Annotated in this window: 25 protein-coding genes; 24 read left to right on the forward strand and 1 reads right to left on the reverse strand. The window is 67.1% G+C overall.

The genetic code is table 11. From position 1 onward, the window contains the following. Nucleotides 1–76 precede the first annotated feature (76 nt). The gene (locus tag OR37_RS00120) at nt 77–2,020 is read left to right on the forward strand and encodes a M1 family metallopeptidase (protein ID WP_004615043.1); all 1,944 of its coding nucleotides are present in this window, start codon (nt 77–79) and stop codon (nt 2,018–2,020) included. 158 nt (nt 2,021–2,178) lie between these two features. Here the strand turns inward: OR37_RS00120 and OR37_RS21590 are convergent, their stop codons facing one another. Next, nucleotides 2,179–3,525 carry a porin gene (locus tag OR37_RS21590; RefSeq protein WP_004615045.1) on the reverse strand — a complete coding sequence of 449 codons (1,347 nt, stop codon included), beginning with the start codon at nt 3,523–3,525 and terminating at the stop codon, nt 2,179–2,181. Between the two features lie 513 nt (nt 3,526–4,038). Between OR37_RS21590 and OR37_RS00130 the strand changes: the two genes are divergently transcribed. The 23 genes from OR37_RS00130 (at nt 4,039) to OR37_RS00240 (ending at nt 21,794) form a co-directional block, all read left to right on the forward strand. Beyond that, nucleotides 4,039–5,025, forward strand: a complete 987-nt coding sequence (locus tag OR37_RS00130; protein WP_165570558.1) for a DUF4118 domain-containing protein — start codon at nt 4,039–4,041, stop codon at nt 5,023–5,025. 49 nt (nt 5,026–5,074) lie between these two features. Further along, on the forward strand, nt 5,075–5,971 hold the full coding sequence (locus OR37_RS00135) for a LysR family transcriptional regulator (protein ID WP_004615047.1): 897 nt from the start codon (nt 5,075–5,077) through the stop codon (nt 5,969–5,971). 82 nt (nt 5,972–6,053) lie between these two features. Then, complete coding sequence (gene pstS / locus OR37_RS00140) at nt 6,054–7,091, forward strand: phosphate ABC transporter substrate-binding protein PstS (protein WP_004615048.1); 1,038 nt, start codon at nt 6,054–6,056, stop codon at nt 7,089–7,091. 68 nt (nt 7,092–7,159) lie between these two features. After that, nucleotides 7,160–8,092, forward strand: a complete 933-nt coding sequence (gene pstC / locus OR37_RS00145) for a phosphate ABC transporter permease subunit PstC (RefSeq protein WP_004615049.1) — start codon at nt 7,160–7,162, stop codon at nt 8,090–8,092. Nucleotides 8,093–8,099: 7 nt separating this feature from the next. Beyond that, entirely contained in the window at nt 8,100–8,945 is an 846-nt protein-coding gene (gene pstA, locus OR37_RS00150; protein ID WP_004615050.1) for a phosphate ABC transporter permease PstA, read from the forward strand. Continuing rightward, the gene (gene pstB, locus OR37_RS00155) at nt 8,942–9,742 is read left to right on the forward strand and encodes a phosphate ABC transporter ATP-binding protein PstB (protein WP_004615051.1); all 801 of its coding nucleotides are present in this window, start codon (nt 8,942–8,944) and stop codon (nt 9,740–9,742) included. The genes pstA and pstB overlap by 4 nt, the downstream gene beginning before the upstream one ends. Before the next feature lie 229 nt (nt 9,743–9,971). Next, nucleotides 9,972–10,433: a DUF2147 domain-containing protein gene (locus OR37_RS00160; RefSeq protein WP_004615052.1), complete on the forward strand. Its 462-nt coding sequence runs from the start codon at nt 9,972–9,974 to the stop codon at nt 10,431–10,433. Nucleotides 10,434–10,531: 98 nt separating this feature from the next. Beyond that, nucleotides 10,532–11,113 carry a 2'-5' RNA ligase family protein gene (locus tag OR37_RS00165; protein WP_004615053.1) on the forward strand — a complete coding sequence of 194 codons (582 nt, stop codon included), beginning with the start codon at nt 10,532–10,534 and terminating at the stop codon, nt 11,111–11,113. Between the two features lie 30 nt (nt 11,114–11,143). After that, on the forward strand, nt 11,144–11,491 hold the full coding sequence (locus tag OR37_RS00170) for an ArsC family reductase (RefSeq protein WP_004615057.1): 348 nt from the start codon (nt 11,144–11,146) through the stop codon (nt 11,489–11,491). A gap of 153 nt (nt 11,492–11,644) precedes the next feature. Then, nucleotides 11,645–12,283: an HAD family hydrolase gene (locus OR37_RS00175; RefSeq protein ID WP_035016770.1), complete on the forward strand. Its 639-nt coding sequence runs from the start codon at nt 11,645–11,647 to the stop codon at nt 12,281–12,283. Nucleotides 12,284–12,330: 47 nt separating this feature from the next. Continuing rightward, nucleotides 12,331–12,510 carry a hypothetical protein gene (locus tag OR37_RS00180; RefSeq protein WP_004615059.1) on the forward strand — a complete coding sequence of 60 codons (180 nt, stop codon included), beginning with the start codon at nt 12,331–12,333 and terminating at the stop codon, nt 12,508–12,510. A gap of 8 nt (nt 12,511–12,518) precedes the next feature. Then, on the forward strand, nt 12,519–12,704 hold the full coding sequence (locus OR37_RS00185; protein WP_004615060.1) for a hypothetical protein: 186 nt from the start codon (nt 12,519–12,521) through the stop codon (nt 12,702–12,704). A 13-nt stretch (nt 12,705–12,717) separates the two neighbouring features. Then, nucleotides 12,718–13,131, forward strand: coding sequence for a hypothetical protein (locus OR37_RS00190; protein WP_004615061.1), 414 nt, complete (start codon nt 12,718–12,720; stop codon nt 13,129–13,131). After that, nucleotides 13,131–13,646, forward strand: coding sequence for an RNA polymerase sigma factor (locus OR37_RS00195; RefSeq protein WP_004615062.1), 516 nt, complete (start codon nt 13,131–13,133; stop codon nt 13,644–13,646). Before OR37_RS00190 ends, OR37_RS00195 begins: the two co-directional genes overlap by 1 nt. Then, on the forward strand, nt 13,643–13,945 hold the full coding sequence (locus OR37_RS00200) for a hypothetical protein (protein WP_004615063.1): 303 nt from the start codon (nt 13,643–13,645) through the stop codon (nt 13,943–13,945). The genes OR37_RS00195 and OR37_RS00200 overlap by 4 nt, the downstream gene beginning before the upstream one ends. A gap of 116 nt (nt 13,946–14,061) precedes the next feature. Beyond that, the gene (locus tag OR37_RS20870) at nt 14,062–14,445 is read left to right on the forward strand and encodes a DUF6249 domain-containing protein (RefSeq protein WP_004615064.1); all 384 of its coding nucleotides are present in this window, start codon (nt 14,062–14,064) and stop codon (nt 14,443–14,445) included. 24 nt (nt 14,446–14,469) lie between these two features. Beyond that, on the forward strand, nt 14,470–15,054 hold the full coding sequence (locus OR37_RS00210) for an RNA polymerase sigma factor (protein ID WP_035016771.1): 585 nt from the start codon (nt 14,470–14,472) through the stop codon (nt 15,052–15,054). Further along, nucleotides 15,047–15,427, forward strand: a complete 381-nt coding sequence (locus OR37_RS00215) for a hypothetical protein (RefSeq protein WP_004615068.1) — start codon at nt 15,047–15,049, stop codon at nt 15,425–15,427. Before OR37_RS00210 ends, OR37_RS00215 begins: the two co-directional genes overlap by 8 nt. A 75-nt stretch (nt 15,428–15,502) precedes the next feature. Next, nucleotides 15,503–16,330, forward strand: a complete 828-nt coding sequence (panB, locus tag OR37_RS00220) for a 3-methyl-2-oxobutanoate hydroxymethyltransferase (RefSeq protein WP_035016826.1) — start codon at nt 15,503–15,505, stop codon at nt 16,328–16,330. Between the two features lie 162 nt (nt 16,331–16,492). After that, entirely contained in the window at nt 16,493–17,257 is a 765-nt protein-coding gene (locus OR37_RS00225) for a tetratricopeptide repeat protein (protein WP_004615071.1), read from the forward strand. Continuing rightward, nucleotides 17,254–18,684, forward strand: a complete 1,431-nt coding sequence (locus tag OR37_RS00230; protein WP_035016772.1) for a PQQ-like beta-propeller repeat protein — start codon at nt 17,254–17,256, stop codon at nt 18,682–18,684. Before OR37_RS00225 ends, OR37_RS00230 begins: the two co-directional genes overlap by 4 nt. A 132-nt stretch (nt 18,685–18,816) precedes the next feature. Next, nucleotides 18,817–20,586, forward strand: a complete 1,770-nt coding sequence (der, locus tag OR37_RS00235) for a ribosome biogenesis GTPase Der (RefSeq protein ID WP_004615073.1) — start codon at nt 18,817–18,819, stop codon at nt 20,584–20,586. A gap of 62 nt (nt 20,587–20,648) precedes the next feature. After that, on the forward strand, nt 20,649–21,794 hold the full coding sequence (locus tag OR37_RS00240) for a serine hydrolase domain-containing protein (RefSeq protein WP_004615074.1): 1,146 nt from the start codon (nt 20,649–20,651) through the stop codon (nt 21,792–21,794). Nucleotides 21,795–21,874 lie beyond the last annotated feature (80 nt).

The following is a 21,874-nucleotide window of genomic DNA, read 5'->3' on the forward strand; positions in this document are numbered from 1 at the left end:
CTTGATTGGAGGCGGCGGAAGGGTCTCTTCTTTCGCCGCGACTCGGCGGGGCGGCCGTCGAAGGGAGATAGAGAAAATGCGCGACCTGTTCGTGGGCGTGAGCCTGTTTTGCCTGGCCGTCGGCGCGGCGGGCGCCGCCCTGGCGGACGAGGCCTATGCGCCGCTGAAGACCTTCGCGCCGTTCACGATGCCGTCGCCCCCCAGTCCCCAGCGTTCGGCCTCGGGCGCGCCGGGGGCGGCCTACTGGCAGAACCGCGCCGACTACCGCATCGACGCCCGGCTGGATCCGGCCAGCAAGACGTTGAGCGCCGAGGAGACGATCACCTACGTCAACCACAGCCCCGATACGCTGGACATGTTGTGGCTGCAGCTGGACCAGAACGTCTACCGCAAGGACTCCCGCGCCGCCGCCGAGGCTGGCCGACCGCGCAAGGCCTTCACAGAGGGCTATGTGATCGAGGCGGTCGAGATCGAGGGCGTCGGGCCCGCGCCGCATCTGGTCGACGACACCCGGATGCGGGTCACCCTGGCCAAGCCGCTGAAGTCCGGCGGCCAGGTGAAGCTCAAGATCCGCTACCATTACACGGTGCCAGGCCTGTTCGGCGGGCGAACGGCCTGGGGAACCTCGGGCGGCGGCGAGATCTACGACATCGCCCAGTGGTATCCGCGCATGGCGGTCTATGATGACGTTCGAGGCTGGGACACGCTGCCCTACCTGGCCAACGAGTTCTATCTGGAATACGGCGACATCGACTACGCCGTGACGGTTCCCGCCGACATGATCGTCGCCGGTTCGGGCGCGCTGACCAATCCCAAGGACGTGCTCACCGCTCAGCAGCAGGCGCGTTTGGCCGAGGCCGCCAGCAGCGACAAGACCGTGATGATCCGCACGCCCGAGGAGGTCGCCGCGACGCCGGCCGCGAGCGGGACCAAGACCTGGCGTTTCCACATGAGCGACACCCGCGACGTGGCTTTCACCGCGTCGCGCGGTTTCGTCTGGGACGCGGCGCGGATCAACTTGCCGAACGGCAAGACCGCCCTGGCCCAGTCGGTCTATCCGCCCGAGAGCGTGGGCGAGGGGGCCTGGAGCCGCTCGACCGAATACATGAAGCACGCCGTCGAGCAGTTCTCGAAGCGCTGGTTCCCGTATCCCTATCCGAACGCGATCAATGTCGCCGGTCCGGCCACCGGCATGGAGTATCCGGGCATCGTGTTCGACGGGATCGACGACAAGGGCAAGACCCTGTTCTGGATCAGCGCCCACGAGATCGGCCACACCTGGTTCCCGATGGTGGTCGGTTTCGACGAACGCCGCGACGCCTGGATGGACGAGGGGTTCAACACCTTCATCGACGTCTACGAGTCCGATGACTTCCAGAACGGCGTCTATGGCCCCAAGCGCGACGGCGAATACGCGCCAGGCAAGGGGACGCCGGCCGAGCAGATCGCCGAGTTGCTCAAGGACCTGGACGCGCCGCCCATTCTGTCGCGCGCCGACACGATCCGCGAGAAGTACCGCCACCCGATCACCTATTTCAAATCGGCGTTCGGCCTGACCCTGCTGCGCGAGGACATCCTCGGCCCCGAGCGGTTCGACCCGGCGTTCCGCAGGTTCATCGCCGACTGGGCGTTCAAGCACCCCAAGCCCAGCGACTTCTTCCGGGCGATGGAGAGCGCGGGGGGCGAGGATCTCGGCTGGTTTTGGCGCGGCTGGTACGCGAACAACTGGACGCTGGATCTGGCCGTCACCGACGTCGCCTACGTCGATGGCGATCCGGCCAAGGGCGCGAAGGTCACGGTCGAGAACCACGGCCAGCTGGTCTTGCCCGCGACCTTGCGGGTGACGCTGGCGAGCGGCGGCAAGGCCGAGCTTCGCGTCCCGGTCGAGGCCTGGATGCAGAGCGGTTCGCGCGTCTTCACGCTGGACACGCACGAGCGGGTCACCGAGGCGGTGGTGGACCCGGACCATCGCCTCCCTGACCGCGACCGGACGAACGACAGCCTCAAGCCGGCTTCCTGAGCGAGGCCAAAACAAGGATCCAGGGCAAGTCGCGCGACTCCTATATCGCGCGGCTTGCTCTGAAACGAAGAACTGCGGCCGTCAGGAGGCGACCGCGGTCCAGTTCGCGAGTCAAAGCGGCGGCGGAACCCAGGGTTCCGCCGCCGCCGGGTTTTCTCTTAGTAACGCACTTGGCCGAACAGGCCGATTTCGTCGTAGGTGCCGCTGGTGACGCCGCCGATCACGCCGTTCGAGGTGTTGAGCGTGCCGTTCTCGACCTTGTCGTGCTTATAGGCCAGCGAGAAGTCGACGATCTTCGTCGGGCTGTAGGTCACGCCGAAGTTATAATAGCCGTCCTTGCGGTTGTTGGCCGTGTCCTTGTTCGGCTTCACATAGTCATAGCGACCGAAGGCGCTGAACTGGTTGTTGAAGGCGTAGGAGCCGAACACCGAGTAACCGTCGGCCTTGTCGGCCGTGGTGGTGGCGACGTTGTTCCAGTCGGTGCTCGAGAAGTATTCGACGCCGACGCGGTAGGTCTTGGTCGTGTAGGCGGCCAGCGCGTCGAAGCGGCTGGCGGTGTGGTAGGTCACGGCGCCTTGGGTGTCCTTGCCCAGCTTGCCGGTATAGCCGCCGACGGCCAGGGTGACGTTGTCGAGTTGGGCGCTCAGGCGGCCTTCCAGGTCCACGGTCTTACCGCGCGACGGGTTCTTGTAGCCGTTGCCGTTCACGGCCGAGACGGCGTAGCTGAAGATGCCGCCCAGCTTACCCGAAGCGTGCACGCCCCAGTCGGCCGAGGTGCCGAACTTGGTGCGGTCGATCAGGGTGTTTTCCAGGTAACGGTAGCCGTAGACGTCTTCGACGAAGGGCACCCAGGGCAGATCGTTCGCGCCGACGCGGATAACCATGGCGTCCGACAGTTTGGCCTGCAGATAGGCCTTCTTCAGATAGAGTTCGGTCGCGCCCAAGGTCGACGAATATTGGAAGTCGGTCGTGACGTTGGCCGAGAAGGTGTCGTTGAACTTATGGTCGATGCCGATGTAGAGGCGCTTGATGTCGAAGCCGGTGCCGGTCGGGGTCTTGCGGACGCCGTCGACCTTGTTGGTGATGTTCGACACGTCATAGTACATGCGGCCGCTGACCGAGGTGTTGTCAGCCCAGCTCGTCTTCGGCTTCGGCGTATTGGCCGCGACGGCCGTCTTTACCTGGGTCGGGATCGTCTTGATCTCGCTGTCGGCGGCGGCCTGCACGGTCTGGACCTGGGCCGTGGCGGCTTGGGCCTGAGCCTGGGCCTGCTGCGCGGTGGCTTGGGTCTGCTGCTGAGCGGCTTCCTGGGCGTTGATGCGGGCGGTCAGGGCTTCGACCTGGGCGCGCAGTTCGCGGATCTCGGCGGCCTGGGTCGAGGCGGCGGCCGGCTTAGCCTTCTTACCCTTGTGATGGGTCGTGGCGGCCTGGCTCGGCGCGGCGACGCCGACGGCCAGCATCACGCCCAGGGCGGCGCCAGCGCACAGAGAAAGCTTGGATTTCATTGGAGTCCCCTTGGTGCACCCGTTCGATCGGGTTGCAAGGGGTGCTAGTCAGGTTGTGTGACAAGCTTGTGTAACTTGACCTAACAGGCGTGAGCGGTCCCAACGTCGGGGACCGCCTGTTGCTTCGGCGCATCGGTGCGTGCGCGGAGAATTTCCTGAACGGCGCGCGGCGACCGGCGGAAAATAAGGCCGATGCGGCGCGCGCTTACGCCCAATACGGCGCAGCGCCGCGTTTCCTCGATCGCGTCGTCATCGGGACGTAGCGGCGTCGCCTGCGAAGGAAAACTGGCTCCAAGTGGGACACACTCTAGATTCAGACATTTAGAGCGCGCTCGAGCGGCTTAACCGCTCACGCTTAAACCGAACGCGCTCTAGCGCCGACGGGGCGAAGCGCGTCAAGTCTAACTTACAATCGAAGTCATTCTGTCTAAGAGTGGCCTATCCGCCGCGCCGCGGTGTCATGCATCTGTCGCCGGGGCGTCGTAAAAAGCCTCTCTTTTTTGGGGGCGCATGGTGAGCGAGCAAGGCAGGCAGCGCTGGGCGCAATATGGGGCGGCCTTGGTCCTGGTGGCGGTCGGCTTCGGCGCGCGATGTGGGCTTCAGCCGGTGTTCGGCGCGAACCACGCCTATACGATCTTCTATCCTGTCGTGCTGATCGCCGCCTACGCGTTCGGGGTGGGACCCGCCTGCGTGGTCGCGGTCATCAGCGGCGCGCTGGGATACTGGTTCTTCGCCACCCCCATCTACGCGCTGAAATTCGACGCCGACAACCTGACCCTGCTGGGCATCTTCGCCCTGACCTCGTCCAGCACCATCTATTTGATGGGCGGCATGTCGCGCGCCGTCGCCGAGACCAAGGTCGCTCAGGCCCAGGCCGAGCGCCTGGCCCAGGCGCACGCGGCGCTGTTCCGTGAGCTGAACGAACGGGTGACCAACCACCTGCAACTGGTCGCCGCGCTGCTGCAGCTGCAGGCGCGCGACGAGCCCGACGCCGCCGCGCGAAAGGCGCTGGGCGAGGCCTCGGCCCGCACCATGCTGATCTCCAAGACCCACCGGGTGATCGCCGGGGAAGGGGGAGAACTGCTGGATTTCGGCGCCTTCGCCCGTCGCCTGTTGGACGCTACCCTGTCGGCCCGGTCGCATCCGCCGGTGCGGGTCGAGTTCGAGCAGGGCGGACTGTGGCTGTCCTCCGAACAGGCGACCTCGGTGGCCATCGTGCTGCTGGAATGTCTGAACGCCCGTTTGTCGTCCGACGATCCGGGCTTGATGCGCATCGGCCTGCGCGCCGATCGCGGCATGGGCAGGTTGCGGATCACCGAGATCGAGAAGGCGCTGGATCCGATCGCGCCGACCGGTCCGTCCCTGATCGACGCCATGGTCGAGCAACTGCGCGGACGGTTCAGCTCGCGCAGCGCCGCCGAGGGCAGGGTGTCTGAGCTGACCTTCCCGCTTGAATACGGGCATGGCGGGCAAGGGCTTCCCGCGCCGACCTTGCACTGAGACCCGTCACGTCATCGCATCCATAGGTTTCCTGGCCAGCTTCGCTTTCATGTCCGACCGATCGCCACCCTTCACCGCTCTTCGCGCCGTCGAGGCCGCCAGCCGCCACCGCAGCTTCACGGGCGCCGCGCGCGAGTTGCAGATCACCCACAGCGCGGTCAGTCAGTCCATCCGCCGGCTTGAGACCGATCTCGGGGCCACCCTGTTCGAGCGGAGAGGCGGCGCGATGGAGCCCTCGACCGCCGCGCTGCGCCTGGCCGAAACCTATTCTCAGGCTCAGGAGGCGTTGAACCGCGCCATTCGCGAGATCGCCGATCCGGAGGGGCTGGAAGCGCTGGTCGTGGCCATGCCCGAGGCCCTGGCCCGGCAATGGTTTTCGTTCAAGCTCAGGGCTCTGGGTCTGGCTCTGCCTGACATCGAGATCGAGGTGCGCACGCGCCTCGACGACCCCGCCGCGGGGGTCCGCTTGGCCTGGGTCCCGGCTTCCGATCCCGACGCGGTCTACGAGCTCAGCCATGTGCCGGTGTGCCATCCGGACCTTGTCCGCACCCTGGCCATCCAGTCGGCGCAGGATGTCGTCCGGGCGCCGCTGATCGCCGGTCCCGACGCGGACTGGACCGCCTGGGCCGGTCATTTCCTGCCGGGGCGGCGAGCGCCCCGCGCCCACGCCTTCGACGACGCCGGACTGGCGCTCGACGCCGCGACCCACGGTTCGGGGGTGGCGCTCGCCAACCTCTTCGCGGCCGAGCGCTACATCGAGTCCGGGCAGCTGATGGCGCTGCCTTTCGAAGCGCCGAGCGGCCGCGCTCTAGCGGTTCGCGCGGAGGGTTTTCGAGCCGGCGGCGCGAGCGACAGATTCGTCAGTTGGCTGAAATTAGAGATCCGTCGCGGGAGCGCGCGCCTCCAAGCCCCGGCTGACTCAACGCGGAATGTAAGCCAAACTTAATGCGTGTCATCCGGCTGTTATATTTAGCACCTAATCAGCTTCCGTCGGGCGCTCTTTAACACCGCGCCCTGGGAGATCACGGATGTTCAAGACGATCGCGGTCGCGCTCGGCGCGGCGGTTCTGGCGGGCGGCGCTGTCCAAGCCGCGGACCTGTCGGGCGCTGGCGCTACGTTCCCGGCGCCGGTCTACGCCAAGTGGGCCGAAACCTATAAGGCCCAGACGGGCGTCGGTCTGAACTATCAGGCCATCGGCTCGGGCGGCGGCATCAAGCAAATCACCGCCAAGACCGTCGACTTCGGCGCTTCGGACAAGCCGCTGAAGCCGGAACAGCTGAACCAAGCTGGTCTCTATCAATTCCCGACCGTCATCGGCGGCGTCGTGCCGATCATGAACGTCCCGGGCATCCAGCCGGGCCAGATCCGTCTGACCGGTGAACTGCTGGGCGACATCTATCTGGGCAAGGTCGCCAAGTGGAATGACGCGCGCATCGTCAACCTGAACAAGGGCGTGAAGCTGCCGAACCTGCCGATCACGGTCGTGCACCGCTCTGACGGTTCGGGCACCTCGTTCCTGTTCACCTCGTACCTCGCGATGAAGAATCCGGAATGGCAGTCGAAGGTCGGCGCCAGCGACTCCGTCCAATGGCCGACGGGCCTGGGCGGCAAGGGTAACGACGGCGTCTCGGCTTTCGTGAAGCAAACCGTGGGTTCGATCGGCTACGTCGAATACGCCTACGCCAAGCAAAACCGCGAAACCTACGCCCTGGTGCAGAACAAGGCCGGCCAGTTCCCGGCCCCGACCGCCGCTGACTTCGCCGCCGCCGCCGCCGGCGCCGACTGGACGAAGGCTCCGGGCAACTACCTGCTGCTGCTTGACCAACCGGGCGCGAAGTCGTGGCCGATCACGGGTGCGACCTTCATCCTGGTCTACAAGGAACAGAGCAACGCCGCCGCTGGCCAAGGCGTTCTGAAGTTCTTCGACTGGGCCTACAAGAACGGCGACGCCGCCGCCGGCGCCCTGGACTACGTGCCGCTGCCGGCTCAGGTGAAGACCCTGATCCGCAAGCAGTGGGCCGCCAACATCAAGTCCGGCGGCAAGCCGGTCTACGTCTCGAAGTAAGCGTAAAGTTGGGCGGGGGTTTCGGCCCCCGCCCAGTCCACTTGGGGGCGCCTGTGACCGATGCCGTAATGACCCGACCAGCTTCCAAAGGGGCCTGGTTCGATCCGATTTTCGAGGGGCTGTGCTTCGGCGCGGCGACCCTCCTGCTGGTCGCGTTGGCCGGCGTTGTCGTTTCGCTGACGATCGGCGGATGGCCGGCGCTGAGCCATTTCGGCCTGAGTTTCTTCACGTCGACCACCTGGAACCCGGTGACCGAGGTCTACGGCGCCGCCGGACCGATCGTGGGCACCCTGGTCACCTCGGCCCTCGCGCTCTTGATCGCCCTGCCGGTGGCTCTGGGCGTGTCGATCTTCCTGGTCGAGTTCTGTCCCAAGCAGCTTTCGCGCCCGATCGCCGTGGCCGTCGAATTGCTGGCCGGCATCCCCTCGATCGTCTACGGCATGTGGGGTCTCTTCGTGCTGGCCCCGTTCTTCGCCGAGCACATTCAGCTGCCGCTGATGATGAACGCCCCGGCGGGCTCCATCTGGGAGACCCTGTTCTACGGCGTGCCCAACGGCGCCAACATCTTCACCGCCTCGCTGATCCTGGCGATCATGATCCTGCCGTACATGGCGGCGGTCTTTCGCGAACTGTTCCTGACGGTGCCGCCCCAGGTGCGCGAGAGCGCCTACGGCATCGGCTGCACGCCGCTCGAGGTCATCACCTCGGTCGTGCTGCCCTATGTCCGCGGCGGCGCCATCGGCGTCGTCATGCTGGGCCTGGGGCGCGCCCTGGGCGAGACGATGGCGGTGACCTTCATCATCGGCAACGCGCACGGCCTGCCCAAGTCGCTGTTCGACAGCGGCTCGACCCTGGCCTCGACCATCGCCAACGAGTTCACCGAAGCCACCGGCGAGATGCACACCGCCGCTCTGACCGCGCTCGGCCTGGTGCTCTTCGTCATCACGTTCGGGGTGCTGGCCATCGCGCGCCTGCTGCTCCTGCGTCAGCGTTACGACTGAGGCGAACATGCTGTCCCGTCCCGCGCTTCGCGCCATCGCCAACACCACTTTCGTCACCGCCTGCGGCGTGGCGACCGTGCTGGCCCTGACCGCCCTGGGCTTCATCCTCTACTCGCTGTTCAAGCAGGGGTTCGGGGGCCTGGATCTCAACATCTTCACCAAGGACACGCCCGCGCCGGGCTCGGTCGGCGGTCTGCGCAACGCCATCGAGGGCTCGCTGATGATGTGCGCCATGGCCATGGCCATGGCCGTCGGCGTCGGCATCCTGGCCGGCACCTGGCTGGCCGAATATGGCGGCGCGCACCCCTATGGCCACGTCATCCGCTTCCTGAACGACGTGCTGCTGGCCGCGCCGTCCATCCTGGTCGGCCTGTTCGTCTACGAGCTGGTCGTCCGGCCGCTGCATGGCTTCTCGGGCTTCGCCGGGGCCGTGGCCCTGGCGCTTCTGGCGGTGCCGGTCGTGACCCGCACCACCGAGGACATCCTGCGCCTGCAGCCCGACGCCCTGCGCGAAGCGGGCGCGGCGCTGGGCACGCCCCGCTGGACCACGATCAAGGAAATCATCTGGCGCGGCGCCGGCGGCGGTCTGCTGACGGGCGGCCTGCTGGCCTTCGCTCGGATCAGCGGCGAGACCGCGCCGCTGCTGTTCACGGCCCTGAGCAATCAGTTCCAGAACCTCGACCTGACCAAGCCCATGGCCAGCCTGCCGGCGGTCATTTTCCAGTACGCGCTCAGCGCCTATGATGATTGGCGTCGCCTGGCCTGGGCCGGGGCGCTTCTGATCGCCCTTACCGTCCTGACCATCAACATTCTCGGCCGCGTTGTCGCCGCCCGCGGGAACCATCGTCCATGAACGCCATGACCGCTCCGGAATCCTTCGTCGCCGATCTGGCCGACAGCCAGGTGACGCTGCGCGCCCGCAACCTCGACTTCTTCTACGGCAAGCATCAGACCCTGCACTCGGTCAATCTGCCGGTGGCGCGCAACGCCGTGACCGCTCTGATCGGGCCGTCGGGCTGCGGCAAGTCGACCCTGCTGCGCACCTTCAACCGCATGTACGACCTCTACGCCGGTCAAAAGGCGGTGGGCGAGGTGCTGCTGGACGGCGAGAACCTGCTGACCATGAAGGACGTCGCCAAGCTGCGCTCGCGCGTCGGCATGGTGTTCCAGAAGCCCACGCCGTTCCCGATGTCGATCTATGACAACGTCGCCTTCGGCGTGCGTCTCTATGAGAGCAAGTCGAAGTCCGAGATGGACGGCATCGTCGAAGGCGCGCTGCGCAAGGCCGCGCTGTGGGAAGAAGTGAAGGACAAGCTGAAGGCTTCGGGCCTGTCGCTCTCGGGCGGCCAGCAGCAACGCCTTTGCGTTGCTCGCGGCATCGCCGTGGAGCCCGAAATCCTGCTGCTGGACGAGCCGGCCTCGGCCCTCGACCCGATCTCGACCGCCAAGCTGGAAGAGACGATCGGCGAGCTGAAGTCCGACTACACGATCGTCATCGTGACCCACAACCTGTCGCAGGCGGCCCGCATCTCGGACTACACCGGCTTCATGTACCTGGGCAAAATGATCGAGTTCGGCCCGACCGACGAGATCTTCATGCGCCCCAAGGTCGGCCGCACACAGGACTATGTCTGCGGTCGCTTCGGCTGATCACGCGCCGTCTTGGAGGGAATGGAGGCGATCCGCGGTTCGCCTTCATTTCGACGGCTTCATTTCGTTTGCTCAAGCGTCCAGAGGGGGCCGCGCGGTCTAGGAACCGCGTGGCTTCCTCTGGATTTTTGTTTTCGCATCGTTTCCGCGGAAAACCGGCATCCATTTTTCCGCGCGATGCTCTAGCTTCGCATCCTGTTTGCGTCGCGGAAGCGGGAAGGACGGCCCGATGAGCCGAAACAAGTGGCTTGGATTGAAGGCGGCGGTGATCGCGGCGGTCTGCGCGAGCGCCAGCGCCGCCTTGGCCGACCCGGTCCCCTCGCGCTTGGGCGAGCTCTATGGCGTCTGGCGCAATCCCAAGGGCAGCGTGCACATCGAGATTCGCCCCTGCGAGGCCCGGACCTGCGGCGTGGTGATCTGGGCCAGCGCCGGCGCGCAGGCCGACGTCAAGAAGGGCAGCAACCAGAACCTGGTCGGGATGCAGCTGCTGCGCGACTTCTCCGCCACCGCCGCCGACGAGTGGAAGGGCAAGGTGTTCGTGCCCGACCTGAACATGACCTTCTCGGGTCAGGTCCGGTTGCTGGATCGCACGTCGCTGAAGGCCAAGGGCTGCCTGTTGCCCAACTTCCTGTGCAAGTCGCAAATCTGGACCCGTGTCGAGGGCGCGACAGCCGAGGGCCGCGCCTCCTGATCGGGGGAGGGGGCTAAAGAGGGCGGATCGCGACCTCCTCGGCCCGTTGGAGCCTTGGGCGAAGCGGTCTAACCGTGCCGGCGACCAGGGAGACGCCGATGGCCGAGACTTCGCAGATGGGACTGCCGGGCTTCGACCCGCCGACCCCGACCGACCGGCTGATGTTCCTGCTGTATCCCGATCCGGCGACGGCCGAGGCGATCGCTCGCGAGGCGCGCCGGCTGAAGGACGCGCTCGGCCTGCGCGGCCAACCGCTCGCGACGGATCGCTTCCATGTCACGCTGCATCATCTGGGCGACTATGTCGGCGTGCCCAACGACATCGTCGCCAAGGGCGAGCGCGCGGGCGAGGCGATGGCCCACGCGCCATTCGGCGTCGCGTTCGATCGGGCCGCCAGCTTCGCCAATCGCGGAGGCTCCAATCCTTTCACCTTGCAAGGCGGCGAGGGCGTGGAGGCTCTGATCGCCTTCCAAAAGGCGCTGGCCGACAGAATGCTGGCGGTCCGGCTGAAGCCGGACAAGAGCTTCACTCCGCATATCACGCTGCTCTATGACGCTCAGGTCGCTTCGGCCCAGGCGATCGCGCCCATCCGCTGGACCGTCGATCACTTCGTCCTTGTGCGGAGCAAGCTTGGCCGGACCCAGCATGTCGTGCTTCGGCGCTGGAACCTGAACGGCTAAGTTCGTCGGCAATCTCGCGAGGAATCGGCCATGACCGCCACCATGTACGGCATCAAGAACTGCGACACCGTCGCCAAGGCCCGCAAGTGGCTGGAGGATCACGGCCAGGCCTACGACTTCCACGACTACAAGACCGCCGGGATCGACCGCGCGCGCCTCGAGGGCTGGGTCGAGGAACTGGGGTGGGAGGTGCTGCTGAACCGCGCCGGGACGACGTTCCGCAAGCTGGACGAGGCCGACAAGCGGGATCTCGACGCCGCCAAGGCCGTCGACCTGATGCTGGCCCAGCCGTCGATGATCAAGCGCCCGGTCCTGGACCTGGGCGACCGGCGCCTGGTCGGCTTCAAGCCCGATCTGTACGCGGCTGCGTTCGGCTGAGCCTTTCGCTTATCCACGCCTTCCGCCGCTCGCCGAGCGAAGTTTAGGACGACAAGCTTCGGAGGTTCGGTCTATCACTGGACACGGCGTCCGCTTTGGACGGACTCAAGAGGTCTTGCGCGCGTGGGGGAGTACGCCGTCTCGCGGTACGAAATGGTCATCTTCGACTTCGACGGCACGCTGGCCGACAGCGCGGCGTGGATGATGCGGGCCGTCAATCCGATGGCGCGCCGGTACGGCTTCAAGGCCGTCACCGACGAGGAGATCGAGATGCTGCGCGGCCGCAGCACCCGCGAGGTCATCCGCTATCTGGGCGTTTCGCCGTGGAAGCTGCCGCTGATCGCGCGGGCGGGCAAGAAGCTGATGGCCGCCGACGCCCACACGATCCCGCTGTTCCCCGAGACCGCCAAGATGCTGCGCGCGCTGCACGCCGCCGGCGTCAAGATCGCGGTCGTCAGCTCCAACAGCGAACAGGTGATCCGCCGGGTGCTGGGGCAGGAGCTGGGCGACCTGATCAGCCTCTATGCCTGCGGCGCCTCGCTGTTCGGCAAGGCCCGCAAGTTCAAGCAGGTCACGCGGCGCGGCGTTCCGCGCGACAAGATCATCTGCATCGGCGACGAGACCCGCGACATCGAGGCCGCGAAGGCCGCGGGCCTGGATTGCGGCGCGGTCGGCTGGGGCTACGCCAAGCCGTCAATCCTGGCCGAGCATCGACCCACGGTGTCGTTCAGCTCGATGTCGGAAATTATTTCGTATGTCGGCGCATCCAACCCGGCGGTCGGCGGCGACTAACCTTCGAAAGCGCGAGAGATCGCGCCCAACATTCGAAGGATCGTCCGATGATCGACCTGTTCCGCGACTACTGGTGGCTGGTGTTCCCGATGGGCTTCATGGCCATGGGAACCTTCCGCGCGTATCTGAGGTATCGCACCCAGCGCGAGGTGGTGCGGGCGCTGCGCGACCTGGCGGAAAAGGGCCGCGAGGCGCCGGCCGCGCTGGTTGGTCAGCTGGAGCGCTGAGGCGGGCCATGACCCTCGACCTTTTTCGTCAAGACGCCTGGATGCTGATGCCGATCAGCTGGTTCGTCTTCGTCAATGTCCAGGTCTGGCTGAAGGACGCGGCCCGCCGCGACGCGATCGAGGCGCTGAACGCCTTGACCCGCGCCGGCCGCCGCCCGCCGGCCGAGCTGGTCGCCAAGCTGCAAGTCGGCTGAGGAGAAATCGCCCATGTCCGAGGACATCTTCCGTCAGTTCTGGTGGCTGATCTTCCCGATCAGCTGGTTCATCTTCGGCGGGTTCGAAAGCTGGCTGTCGTACCGCGCCCATCGCGAGACGCTGGACCTGATCAAGACCTACGCCGCCTCGGGCCGCGAACCGCCGCCAGAGCTGCTGGCTAAGCTGAACAAACGCTGGCGGGGCGAGCGCGATGAGGACGAGCGTCCGCGCTATCGCCGCCGTCGCGAGCGCACCTGGTACCAGGTGGTCCTGTACGGGATGCTGAGCGCCGGCTTCGCCTTCGCCGCCTTCACCAACATCTACGGCGCGGGCGAGGCGTTCACGATCGTGGCTTTCGTTCTGGGCGCCCTCTGCGCGGCGACGCTGGTGCAGGTGCTTTTCGATCGGTCCGGACCGACCATCTGATGGACGCCGCGCTCGTCAGACAGGCGCGCGCGGGGTCCCAGGCCGCCTTCGCCCGGCTGGTGGCGATCCATGAGAAGCCGCTTCGAGGCTTCCTGCGCAAGAGCGGGTGGATCGACGCCGACGATATCGCCCAGGAAGCCTTCGTGGCGGCTTGGGCCGGACTGCCCAAGCTGCGCGACGACCAGGGCTTTCGAGCCTGGCTCTTCGGAGTGGCCTGGAAGAAAGCCCTGTCCCAGCGTCGCGGCGCCCAGCGCGCCGCCGCCCGGGACGAGGTCTGGCGTGGGGAGCAGGAACTGGAGGCCGCCAAGGAGGTCGGGGCCGAGGATCGCATGGCGCTGGAGACGGCGCTGGCGACCCTGCCGGAAGACCAGCGCGCCTGCGTCACCCTGTGCTTGGGTCAAGGCTGGTCGCACGCGGAGGTTTCCGACGCGCTTGGCCTTCCTTTGGGCACGGTCAAGTCGCATGTTACCCGTGGCCGTGAGCGGCTGCTTGCAGTTCTAGGAGGCGCTTCATGACCCTGGACGATCAACTGTCGGCCTTCCTGGGCGAGGAACCCCAGCAAGGCCGCGCCGAGGTCTTCACCGCCGAGGTCATGAAGGCGGTGGAGCGCCGGGTGTTTCTCGATCGACTGGCCGCCATGGCCGCCGGGGCCGTGGTGCTGGCGCTCGTGCTATGGGCGGTCTCGCCGGCGCTGAACTTGATGGTGCGCGCGATCGCCCCCAGCCTGGCGCCGGTTTGCGGCGGTCTGGTCTTCGTGGCGGCGATCATCATGACGGGCGGGCCGCAGGTCTGGCGTCGCCTGTCGATCGGCTGAAACGCGGCCTTACGAAAGTTTCATGCCGTCCGGCGCCTCCAAACCGCGCCGCCGGAGCCTCTTACCAGCAAAGGCGGCGCCGGGGGCGTCGTCGCTCACGCTCTGGAGGATTTGATATGGGTCCGGAAATCGTCGTTCCCGTGGCCGGCTGCATTATGATCGCCGCGATCGTCATCACGCCGTTCTGGTTCAAGGCCCGCGAACGCCGCGAACTGCATTCGACGCTGCGCGCGGCCATCGAGAAGGGTCAGCCGGTGCCGCCGGAAGTCATCGAGGCGATGACGCGCGCCGTGAAGACCCCGCCGACCCGGCTTCGCGACCTGCGCACGGGCGTTATCTGGCTGGCGATCGGCCTCGGCATCGCCGGCGCAACCTATTTCGGCGATTTCCACAGCGATCATGACTTCGAGGGCTTCGGTTTCGCCTGCATCCCGGCCGTGATCGGCTTGGCCTTCATCGTGCTGAGCTTCTTCAATCCGAACAAGGAACCGCGGGTCTAAGGGCGCGCGCGAGCCGGGGGAGGCTTGACGTCAATGGGCATGGAGCGCCCGCCAACCGGTCACGATATCGAACTCGCCGCGCGCGCGGCGGGCGGCGATCGCCAGGCCTACGGAGAGCTGGTGCGGCGGCACGGCTCGGCCGTCCGGGGACTGTTGCGCCGGCTGGGGGCGGATAGCGCCGCCGCCGACGATCTGGCCCAGGACGCCTTCCTGACCGGTTTCGAGCAATGCGCCGAGTTTCGCGGCGAGGGGACGTTCGGCGGCTGGATCAAGAAGATCGCCGCGCGGCTTTATCTGAAGAAGGTCAAGCGCGAGGCGCGGCTGATCTTCTCGGACGCCGTCGAGCCGGTCGAGACCATGGGGCGGACGGACGCGTCGGGGGACGCGGCCAGCCGGATCGATCTGGACGAGGCGCTGAAAGCCCTGTCGCGGGGGGAGCGGCTCTGCGTGTCTCTCTGTTACGGCGCCGACTGGTCGCACGCCGAGGCGGCGGAGGCCTTGAATATTCCGATCGGCACGGTCAAATCCCATGTCAAACGTGGTTTGGATAAACTCCGGGCGCGACTGGCCCGGCCAGAAGATGGGGCCAGGAGGGAAGCTCATGGCTGAGCCCGATTTCGAAGCGCGACTGACTCGCCTGTTCGCCGAAGCGCCGTCCTTCCCGGACGCGGCCCTATTCAACGCCGAGGTCTCCGCCAAGCTGGATCGCGGTTGGGCCATGCGGCGACTTTTCATCGGCGCGGCCGGCGTCGCCGCGGGGCTGATCGCGGCGTTCCAGATCCTGTCGACCCGCTTTTCCAGCGAAATCGCCCAGATCTCGCGCGACGGCAGCCACGGCATCGAGAACGAGATCAACGCCGGCTACGCCAAGGTGGCGTCGGTGTTCACCTCGCCCGGCAGCGTCGAGGCTGTCTGGCTGGCGGCGGGTCTGGCGCTCGTCGCTCTGGCCTTCGCGGTAACGCGGGCCGTCGAGGAGCTGTAAGGCGGGATCATATTGCGGCGCGGCGCGATCCGGCCCACAAGAGCGCCCCGAAACGCGCCTCAAGGAGGCTGGATCCTGTCCGCTCATCGTGAAGAGACGGTTCGCCGTCTGGCCGCTCCCGACATCGCCGCGCGGAAGGGCGGCGCGCCGATCGTCTGCCTGACCGCCTATACCGCGCCGGTCGCGGCCGCCCTGGACGAGGCCTGCGATCTGCTGCTGGTCGGGGATTCGGTGGGCATGGTGGTCCATGGCCTGCCCAACACCGTCGGCGTGACGATGGAGATGATGATCCTGCACGGCCAGGCGGTTATGCGCGGGTCCAGGAAGGCGATGGTCGTGGTCGACATGCCGTTCGGCGCCTACGAGGCCTCGCACGAGCAGGCCTACGCCAACGCCGTGCGGATCATGAAGGAAACCGGCGCCCAGGCCGTGAAGGTCGAGAGCGGCCCGACCGTGCCCGAGACCATCGCCTATCTGACTAAGCGCGGCGTGCCGGTCATGGGTCACGTCGGCCTGCGGCCTCAGGCGGTGCTGATGGAAGGCGGTTTCAAGGCCAAGGGCCGCGACGAGGCGGAGCGCGCCAAGGTGCTGGAGGAGGCTCGCCTGACCGCCGAGGCCGGCGCCTTCGCCATCGTGGTCGAGGGCGTCGCCGAGAGCCTGGCGCGCGAGGTCACCGAGGCGGTCGCGGTCCCGACCATCGGGATCGGGGCCTCGGCCGGCTGTGACGGCCAGGTGCTGGTGGTCGACGACATGCTGGGCCTGTTCGACTGGACGCCCAAGTTCGTCCGCCGCTATGCCGACCTGAAGGGCGAGATCCAGCGCGCCGCCGCCCAATATGCTCGCGACGTCCGGGATCGCAGCTTTCCGGGACCGGCCGAGACCTACTACGCCAAGAAGGCTTGAGGCGCCGTTTCGCCGGGCGTTGCGGCTGGGCGCGGCACGCTATAGGTTCGCCGCCTCGGCGGGCGGCCCTTCGCCCGCCACAATCTGTCTTAAACCCGGGGATGTCCGCGCCGGTTCTGGCGGGACCTATTCGGGCTAGCGCCTGTTTCGGAGCTTTCTTTCGTGGTCGATGTTTTTGACGAGGTCGAAGAGCAGCTTCGCTCCGAGCGCTATCAGTCGCTGGCGATGAAGTCGCTGCCCTGGCTGGGCGCGCTCGCCGCGGTCGCCGTGATCGGCGTCGGCGGCTATTGGGGCTGGACGTCCTATCAGACCGACCAGGCCAACAAGGCCTCGGAAAGCTACCAGACCGCGCTGGAAACCGCCCAGAAGCAAGGGCCGGACAAGGCCTTCGGTCAGTTCAAGGCCGTCGCCGACGGCGGCGCCAACGGCTATAAGGCTCTGGCCCTCCTGCAGATGGGCGACATTCGCCTGGACCAGAACAAGACCCAGGAGGCCGTCGGCTATTTCGACGCGGCCGCCAAGGCCTCGCCGTCGCCGGTGCTCGGAGACCTGGCCCGCCTCAAATCCGCCTTCGCTCTGATGGACACCGCCTCGTACAAGGACATCGAGTCGAGGTTGACGCCGTTGGCGGGGGAAAAGAGTCCGTATCGCGTCTATGCCCGCGAGGCGATGGCCTTCGCCAAGCTGCAGGCCGGCGACGTGGCGGGCGCGCGGGCTGATTTCGTGATCCTGGCCAATTCGCTCGACACCACCACCTCCGAGGCCGTGCGTCAGCGGGCCCAGGCGGCCATGCAGATGATCGATTCCGGCTCGGCCAAGGAGCTGGGCGCGGCGGTGAAGGCCGCCGCCGCCTTGCCGCCGACGCCGCCGCTGAGCCAGCTGGCTCCGGCCATGCCGCAACAACCCGCCGCCTCCAACGCCCAATGAGCCGCCTGATGACCCCCAAGCGTTCCATCGCGCTGGTCGCGCTGATGTCGGCGTCCGTGGCCGTGACGGGCTGTTCGACGGTGTCGAAGATCAATCCCTTCCACGGGAAGGAAAAGAACAAGTCCACGGCCAGCCAAGGCCAGCGCATCTCGATCATCGCCTTCGACCAGAAGGTCGAGGCGGCGGAATCGCTGAAGGGCGCCGACTTCTACCTGCCCGATCCGGTCGTCCAGACCGAGTGGCGCCTACCGGGCGGCAACGCCGAGCAGTCGATCGAACACGTCGACGCCGGCAAGGATTTCGTCGTCGCCTGGAAGAAGGGCTTCGGCAAGAAGAGCGGCAAGATCTTCCACGTCACGGCGCCGCCGGTGTCGGCGGACGGTCGTGTCTATGTGATGGACGGCGAAGCCGACGTCGCGGCGCTGGACGCCAAGACCGGCGCGATGATCTGGCACAAGGATCTGCGCCCGGCCGCCGGCCCCAGCAAGAAGGGCGGCTTCCTGCATCTGATCCCGCGGAAGGAAGACCGCCGCGGCTTCGGCGGCGGTCTGGCCCTGGGCCCGGACAACAAGCTCTATGTGTCGTCGGGCTTCCGCTTCGTCGCCCAGCTCGACGCGACCAACGGTAATCTGGGCTGGACCCAGCAGACGTCCACGCCGGTCCACGGCGCGCCGACCGTCGCCGACGGCCGCGTGTTCGTGGTCTCGACCGACAACGAGCTGCTGACCTACGCCGCCGACAGCGGCGCGCCGGGCTGGACCTATCAGGCCCTGATCGAGCCGGCGCGGATCCTGGCCGCCTCCAGCCCCGCGATCAGCGGCGACACCGTCGTGGCCGGTTTCGCCTCGGGCGAGCTGGTCGCCCTTCGCGCGGCGAACGGCAACGACCTGTGGAGCGAGGCCCTCAGCCGCGCCAGCCGCACCAACGCTCTGTCGGAAATCCGCGATATCCCGGGCCGCCCGGTGATCTACAAGGGCGACGTGTTCGCCGTCAGCCACTCGGGCGTCTTCTCGGCGACCGACCTGCGCACGGGCCAATCGCGCTGGAGCCTGCCGGTGACGGCCATCACCACGCCCTGGCCCTCGGGCGACGTGGTCTATGTCGTCGACAAGGCCGGGCAGGTGATCTGCGCCTCGCGCGAGAACGGATCGGTCTACTGGATCCAGGACCTCAACAACACCGAGGCCCTGACCAAGAAGCAGAAGAAGAAGCGCGCCAAGCACCCGCGCCTGTGGTCGTCGCCGATCCTGGCCAATGGCCGCCTGATCACGGTGTCCAGCGATGGCGAGGCCGTGGCCTTGAACGCCAAGACCGGGGCCAAGGAAAAGACGCTGAAGATCGGCTCTCCCGTTCTGATCAACCCGATCGCGGTCGGCAACATGATCTATGTCGTCACCGACGACGCGGATCTGGTGGCCATCCGCTAGATTTGTCGGCCTCTTCCGAGGCCGGAAGCACATCAAGACGCCTTCGGGCCCGGGCCGGCGAACGCCGTCCCGGGCCGTTGCCTTTTCGGCCCCCCTTTTGCGATCGGGGCGAAAATCGACTACTGGACGCCTATGCCTTTGAAACTCGCCATCGTCGGCCGGCCCAATGTGGGCAAGTCCACGCTGTTCAATCGTTTGGCCGGCAAGAAGCTGGCCATCGTCGACGACCAGCCAGGGGTCACGCGCGACCGCCGCTACGCCTCGGGTCATATCGGCGATCTCGAGCTGGAGCTGATCGACACCGCCGGCTTCGAGGACGTCGATGACTCGAGCCTGGAAGCCCGGATGCGCGCCCAGACCGAAGCCGCCATCGAGGAGGCCGACGTCTCGCTGTTCGTGTTCGACAGCCGCGAGGGGGTGACCCCGCTGGACGAGGTGTTCGCCGCCATCCTGCGCAAGCGCGACAAGCCGGTGATCGTCGCGGCCAATAAGGCCGAGGGCAAGGCGGGCGAGGCCGGCGCCGGCGAGGCCTTCCGCCTGGGCCTGGGCGAGCCGATCCCGATCTCGGGCGAGCACGGCGAGGGCATGGCCGAGCTCTACGCCGCCCTGCTGGCCTTCGAACCCGAGGCGTCCGAGACCGAGGACGAGGACGACGACAGCAAACCGATCCGGATCGCCATTATCGGCCGTCCGAACGCCGGCAAGTCGACCCTGGTCAACCGTCTGCTAGGCGAGGATCGCCTGCTGACGGGGCCGGAGGCCGGCATCACCCGCGACTCCATCTCGGTCGACTGGGAGTGGGACGGCCGCAAGATCCGGCTCGTCGACACCGCCGGCCTGCGCCGCAAGGCCAAGGTCCAGGACAAGCTGGAAAAGCTGTCGACCGCCGACACCATCCGCGCCATCACCTTCGCCGAGGTGGTGTTGCTGGTCATGGACGCCACCCATCCGTTCGAGATCCAGGATCTGCAGATCGCTGACCTGGCCGAGCGGGAAGGGCGGGCCGTGGTGTTCGTCCTGGCCAAGTGGGACCTGATCGAGGATCAGGCCGCGCACCTGACCGCCTTCCGCGAGCACGCCGAACGGATGCTGCCCCAGCTGCGCGGCGCTCCGGTCGTGGCGTTGTCGGGCGAGACCGGCAAGGGCGTCGGCCACCTGATGCCGGCCGTGATCAAGACCCACAAGGACTGGTCGACCAAGGTCAAGACGCGAGACCTGAACGACTGGCTGCAGATGGCCATGCAGCGCCATCCGCCGCCCGCCGTCAGCGGCCGCCGCGTGAAGCCCAAGTACATGGCCCAGACCAAGGCCCGTCCGCCGACCTTCGTGCTGTTCTCCAGCCGCGCCGACCAGATGCCCGACCACTATCGGCGCTATCTGATCAATTCCTTGCGGGAGAGCTTCGACCTGCCGGGCGTGCCGCTGCGCATCACCATCAAGTCCGGCGCCAACCCCTATGCCGACGGCGAGGCCAAGGGCCACAGCGGCCGGGGCAAGCGCGAGTTCGAGCGCCGCGAGCGCGAGGAGGAGCGCATCCGCGCCTCGCGCAACACGGTCAAGAAGTCCAAGCGCCTGGCCGAGGAAGCCGCCGCCAAGGCCGCCGAAGCTGCCGGCCTGCCGGTCGATCCGGGTAAGAGCGCGGTTAAGCCGATCCGCAAGAAGGGCCCGGCCGCCGCCAAGGCCGCGCCGCCGACCGCCGAGGCCGCCGCCGAACCCGGCAAGGCCGCCGTCAAGTCGGTCAAGAAGCTGGGTCCCAAGGTTCAGAAGAAGGTCTCGACGACGCCCAGCTACAAGGTCGGCGCCAAGTCGGCCGGGGGCAAGGCCGCCGCGCCGCGTCGTCCGGTGGCCGGCTCGCGCACGGTTCGGGGCAACACTGGTCCCGGTAAACCGAAGGCGCGCTGACGCCGACTGGTCCAAACTTCGCCACACGCGTTCAGTCTTCTAGGTTGAATGCGGAGGCGGCGATGCGCGGAATGGTGATGGCGGCGCTTTTGACGGCCTTGCCGGCGACGGCGCTGGCCGACGACTACAAGCCCGTCGTCTGCGAGCGCGCGGTCGCCTATGCCGGTCCGCCCTTGCGCGCGCCCGTCGCGCCGCCGTTGCTGACCGAGGTTCCCAGGTCGGCGTTGGATCCGGAGACGGTCGCCCGCCTCGACGCCGCCTTCGATAAGGCCAAGTCGGCGACCAAGGCGCCCGCCATGACCGCCGCCGTGTTGGTTCCCGGCCGAGGCGCCTGGGCACGCACCGAAAGCGGCGACCAACCGCCGATGCTGTTCTGGGCCAGCGCCGGCAAGACCCTGACGGCGGTCGTCGTCCTGCAACTGGTCGAGGCCGGCAAGCTTCGCCTGGACGATCCGATCGGCCGGTATGTCGCCGGCGTTCCGAACGGCGACGTCGTCACCCTCCGCGACCTCCTGGCCCACACGGGCGGACTGTTCAGCGCCAACGAGGACCTGAAGGCCCACGCCGAGCACCGAGCCCACACCCTGGACGAGGATCTGAGGATCATCGCTCGCCACGGGGCCATGGCCTGTCCTGGCGAGCGGTGGCGCTATTCCAATACCGGCTACGACCTGCTGGGCCGGGTCATCGAAACCGTGGACGGCCAGCCCTGGCGCTTGGCGATCGAGGCGCGGATTCTCAAGCCTTTGGGGCTGACCCATTCAAGGGTGCTGGCCGAGGGCGACAAGGCCGAGGACGTGGCCAGACTGGTCTCGACCAGGGAAGCCCCGATCGAGCCCGCCTGGGCCGGCGCGGCGGGGCCCATGGTCGGGTCGGCCGACGACATGGCCCGGGTCTGGGCGGCGCTGCTCGGCGGCAAGCTGCTGACGCGGGACACCGTGCGCGCGATGTTCGAGCGGCTCTATCCGATGTTCGACGCCGGCAGCTGGTATGGCCTGGGCGTCATGGCCGTCGAGGTCCCGCGTCCCGACGGCGCCAAGAGCCTTTGGCTGGGACATCTGGGCGGGACGCCGGGCGCGCAGGCGATCGTGGCCTATTCGGTCGAGGACGGCGCGATCGTGGCGGCGGCCCTGACCGGAGACGGATCGGCCGCGGCGACGGCGAACCTTTTGCTCCAGCAGGTCCGCCCTCCCGCCGGGAAGCCGTAGAGCCTGTCCGCTTCAAATGGAATCATTTGAAACGGATAAACAGGCTTTAAATTCAAATATTTAGAGCGCGTTCGAGCGGT

This window comes from Caulobacter vibrioides OR37 (assembly GCF_000372645.1).
Classification (GTDB): domain Bacteria; phylum Pseudomonadota; class Alphaproteobacteria; order Caulobacterales; family Caulobacteraceae; genus Caulobacter; species Caulobacter vibrioides_E.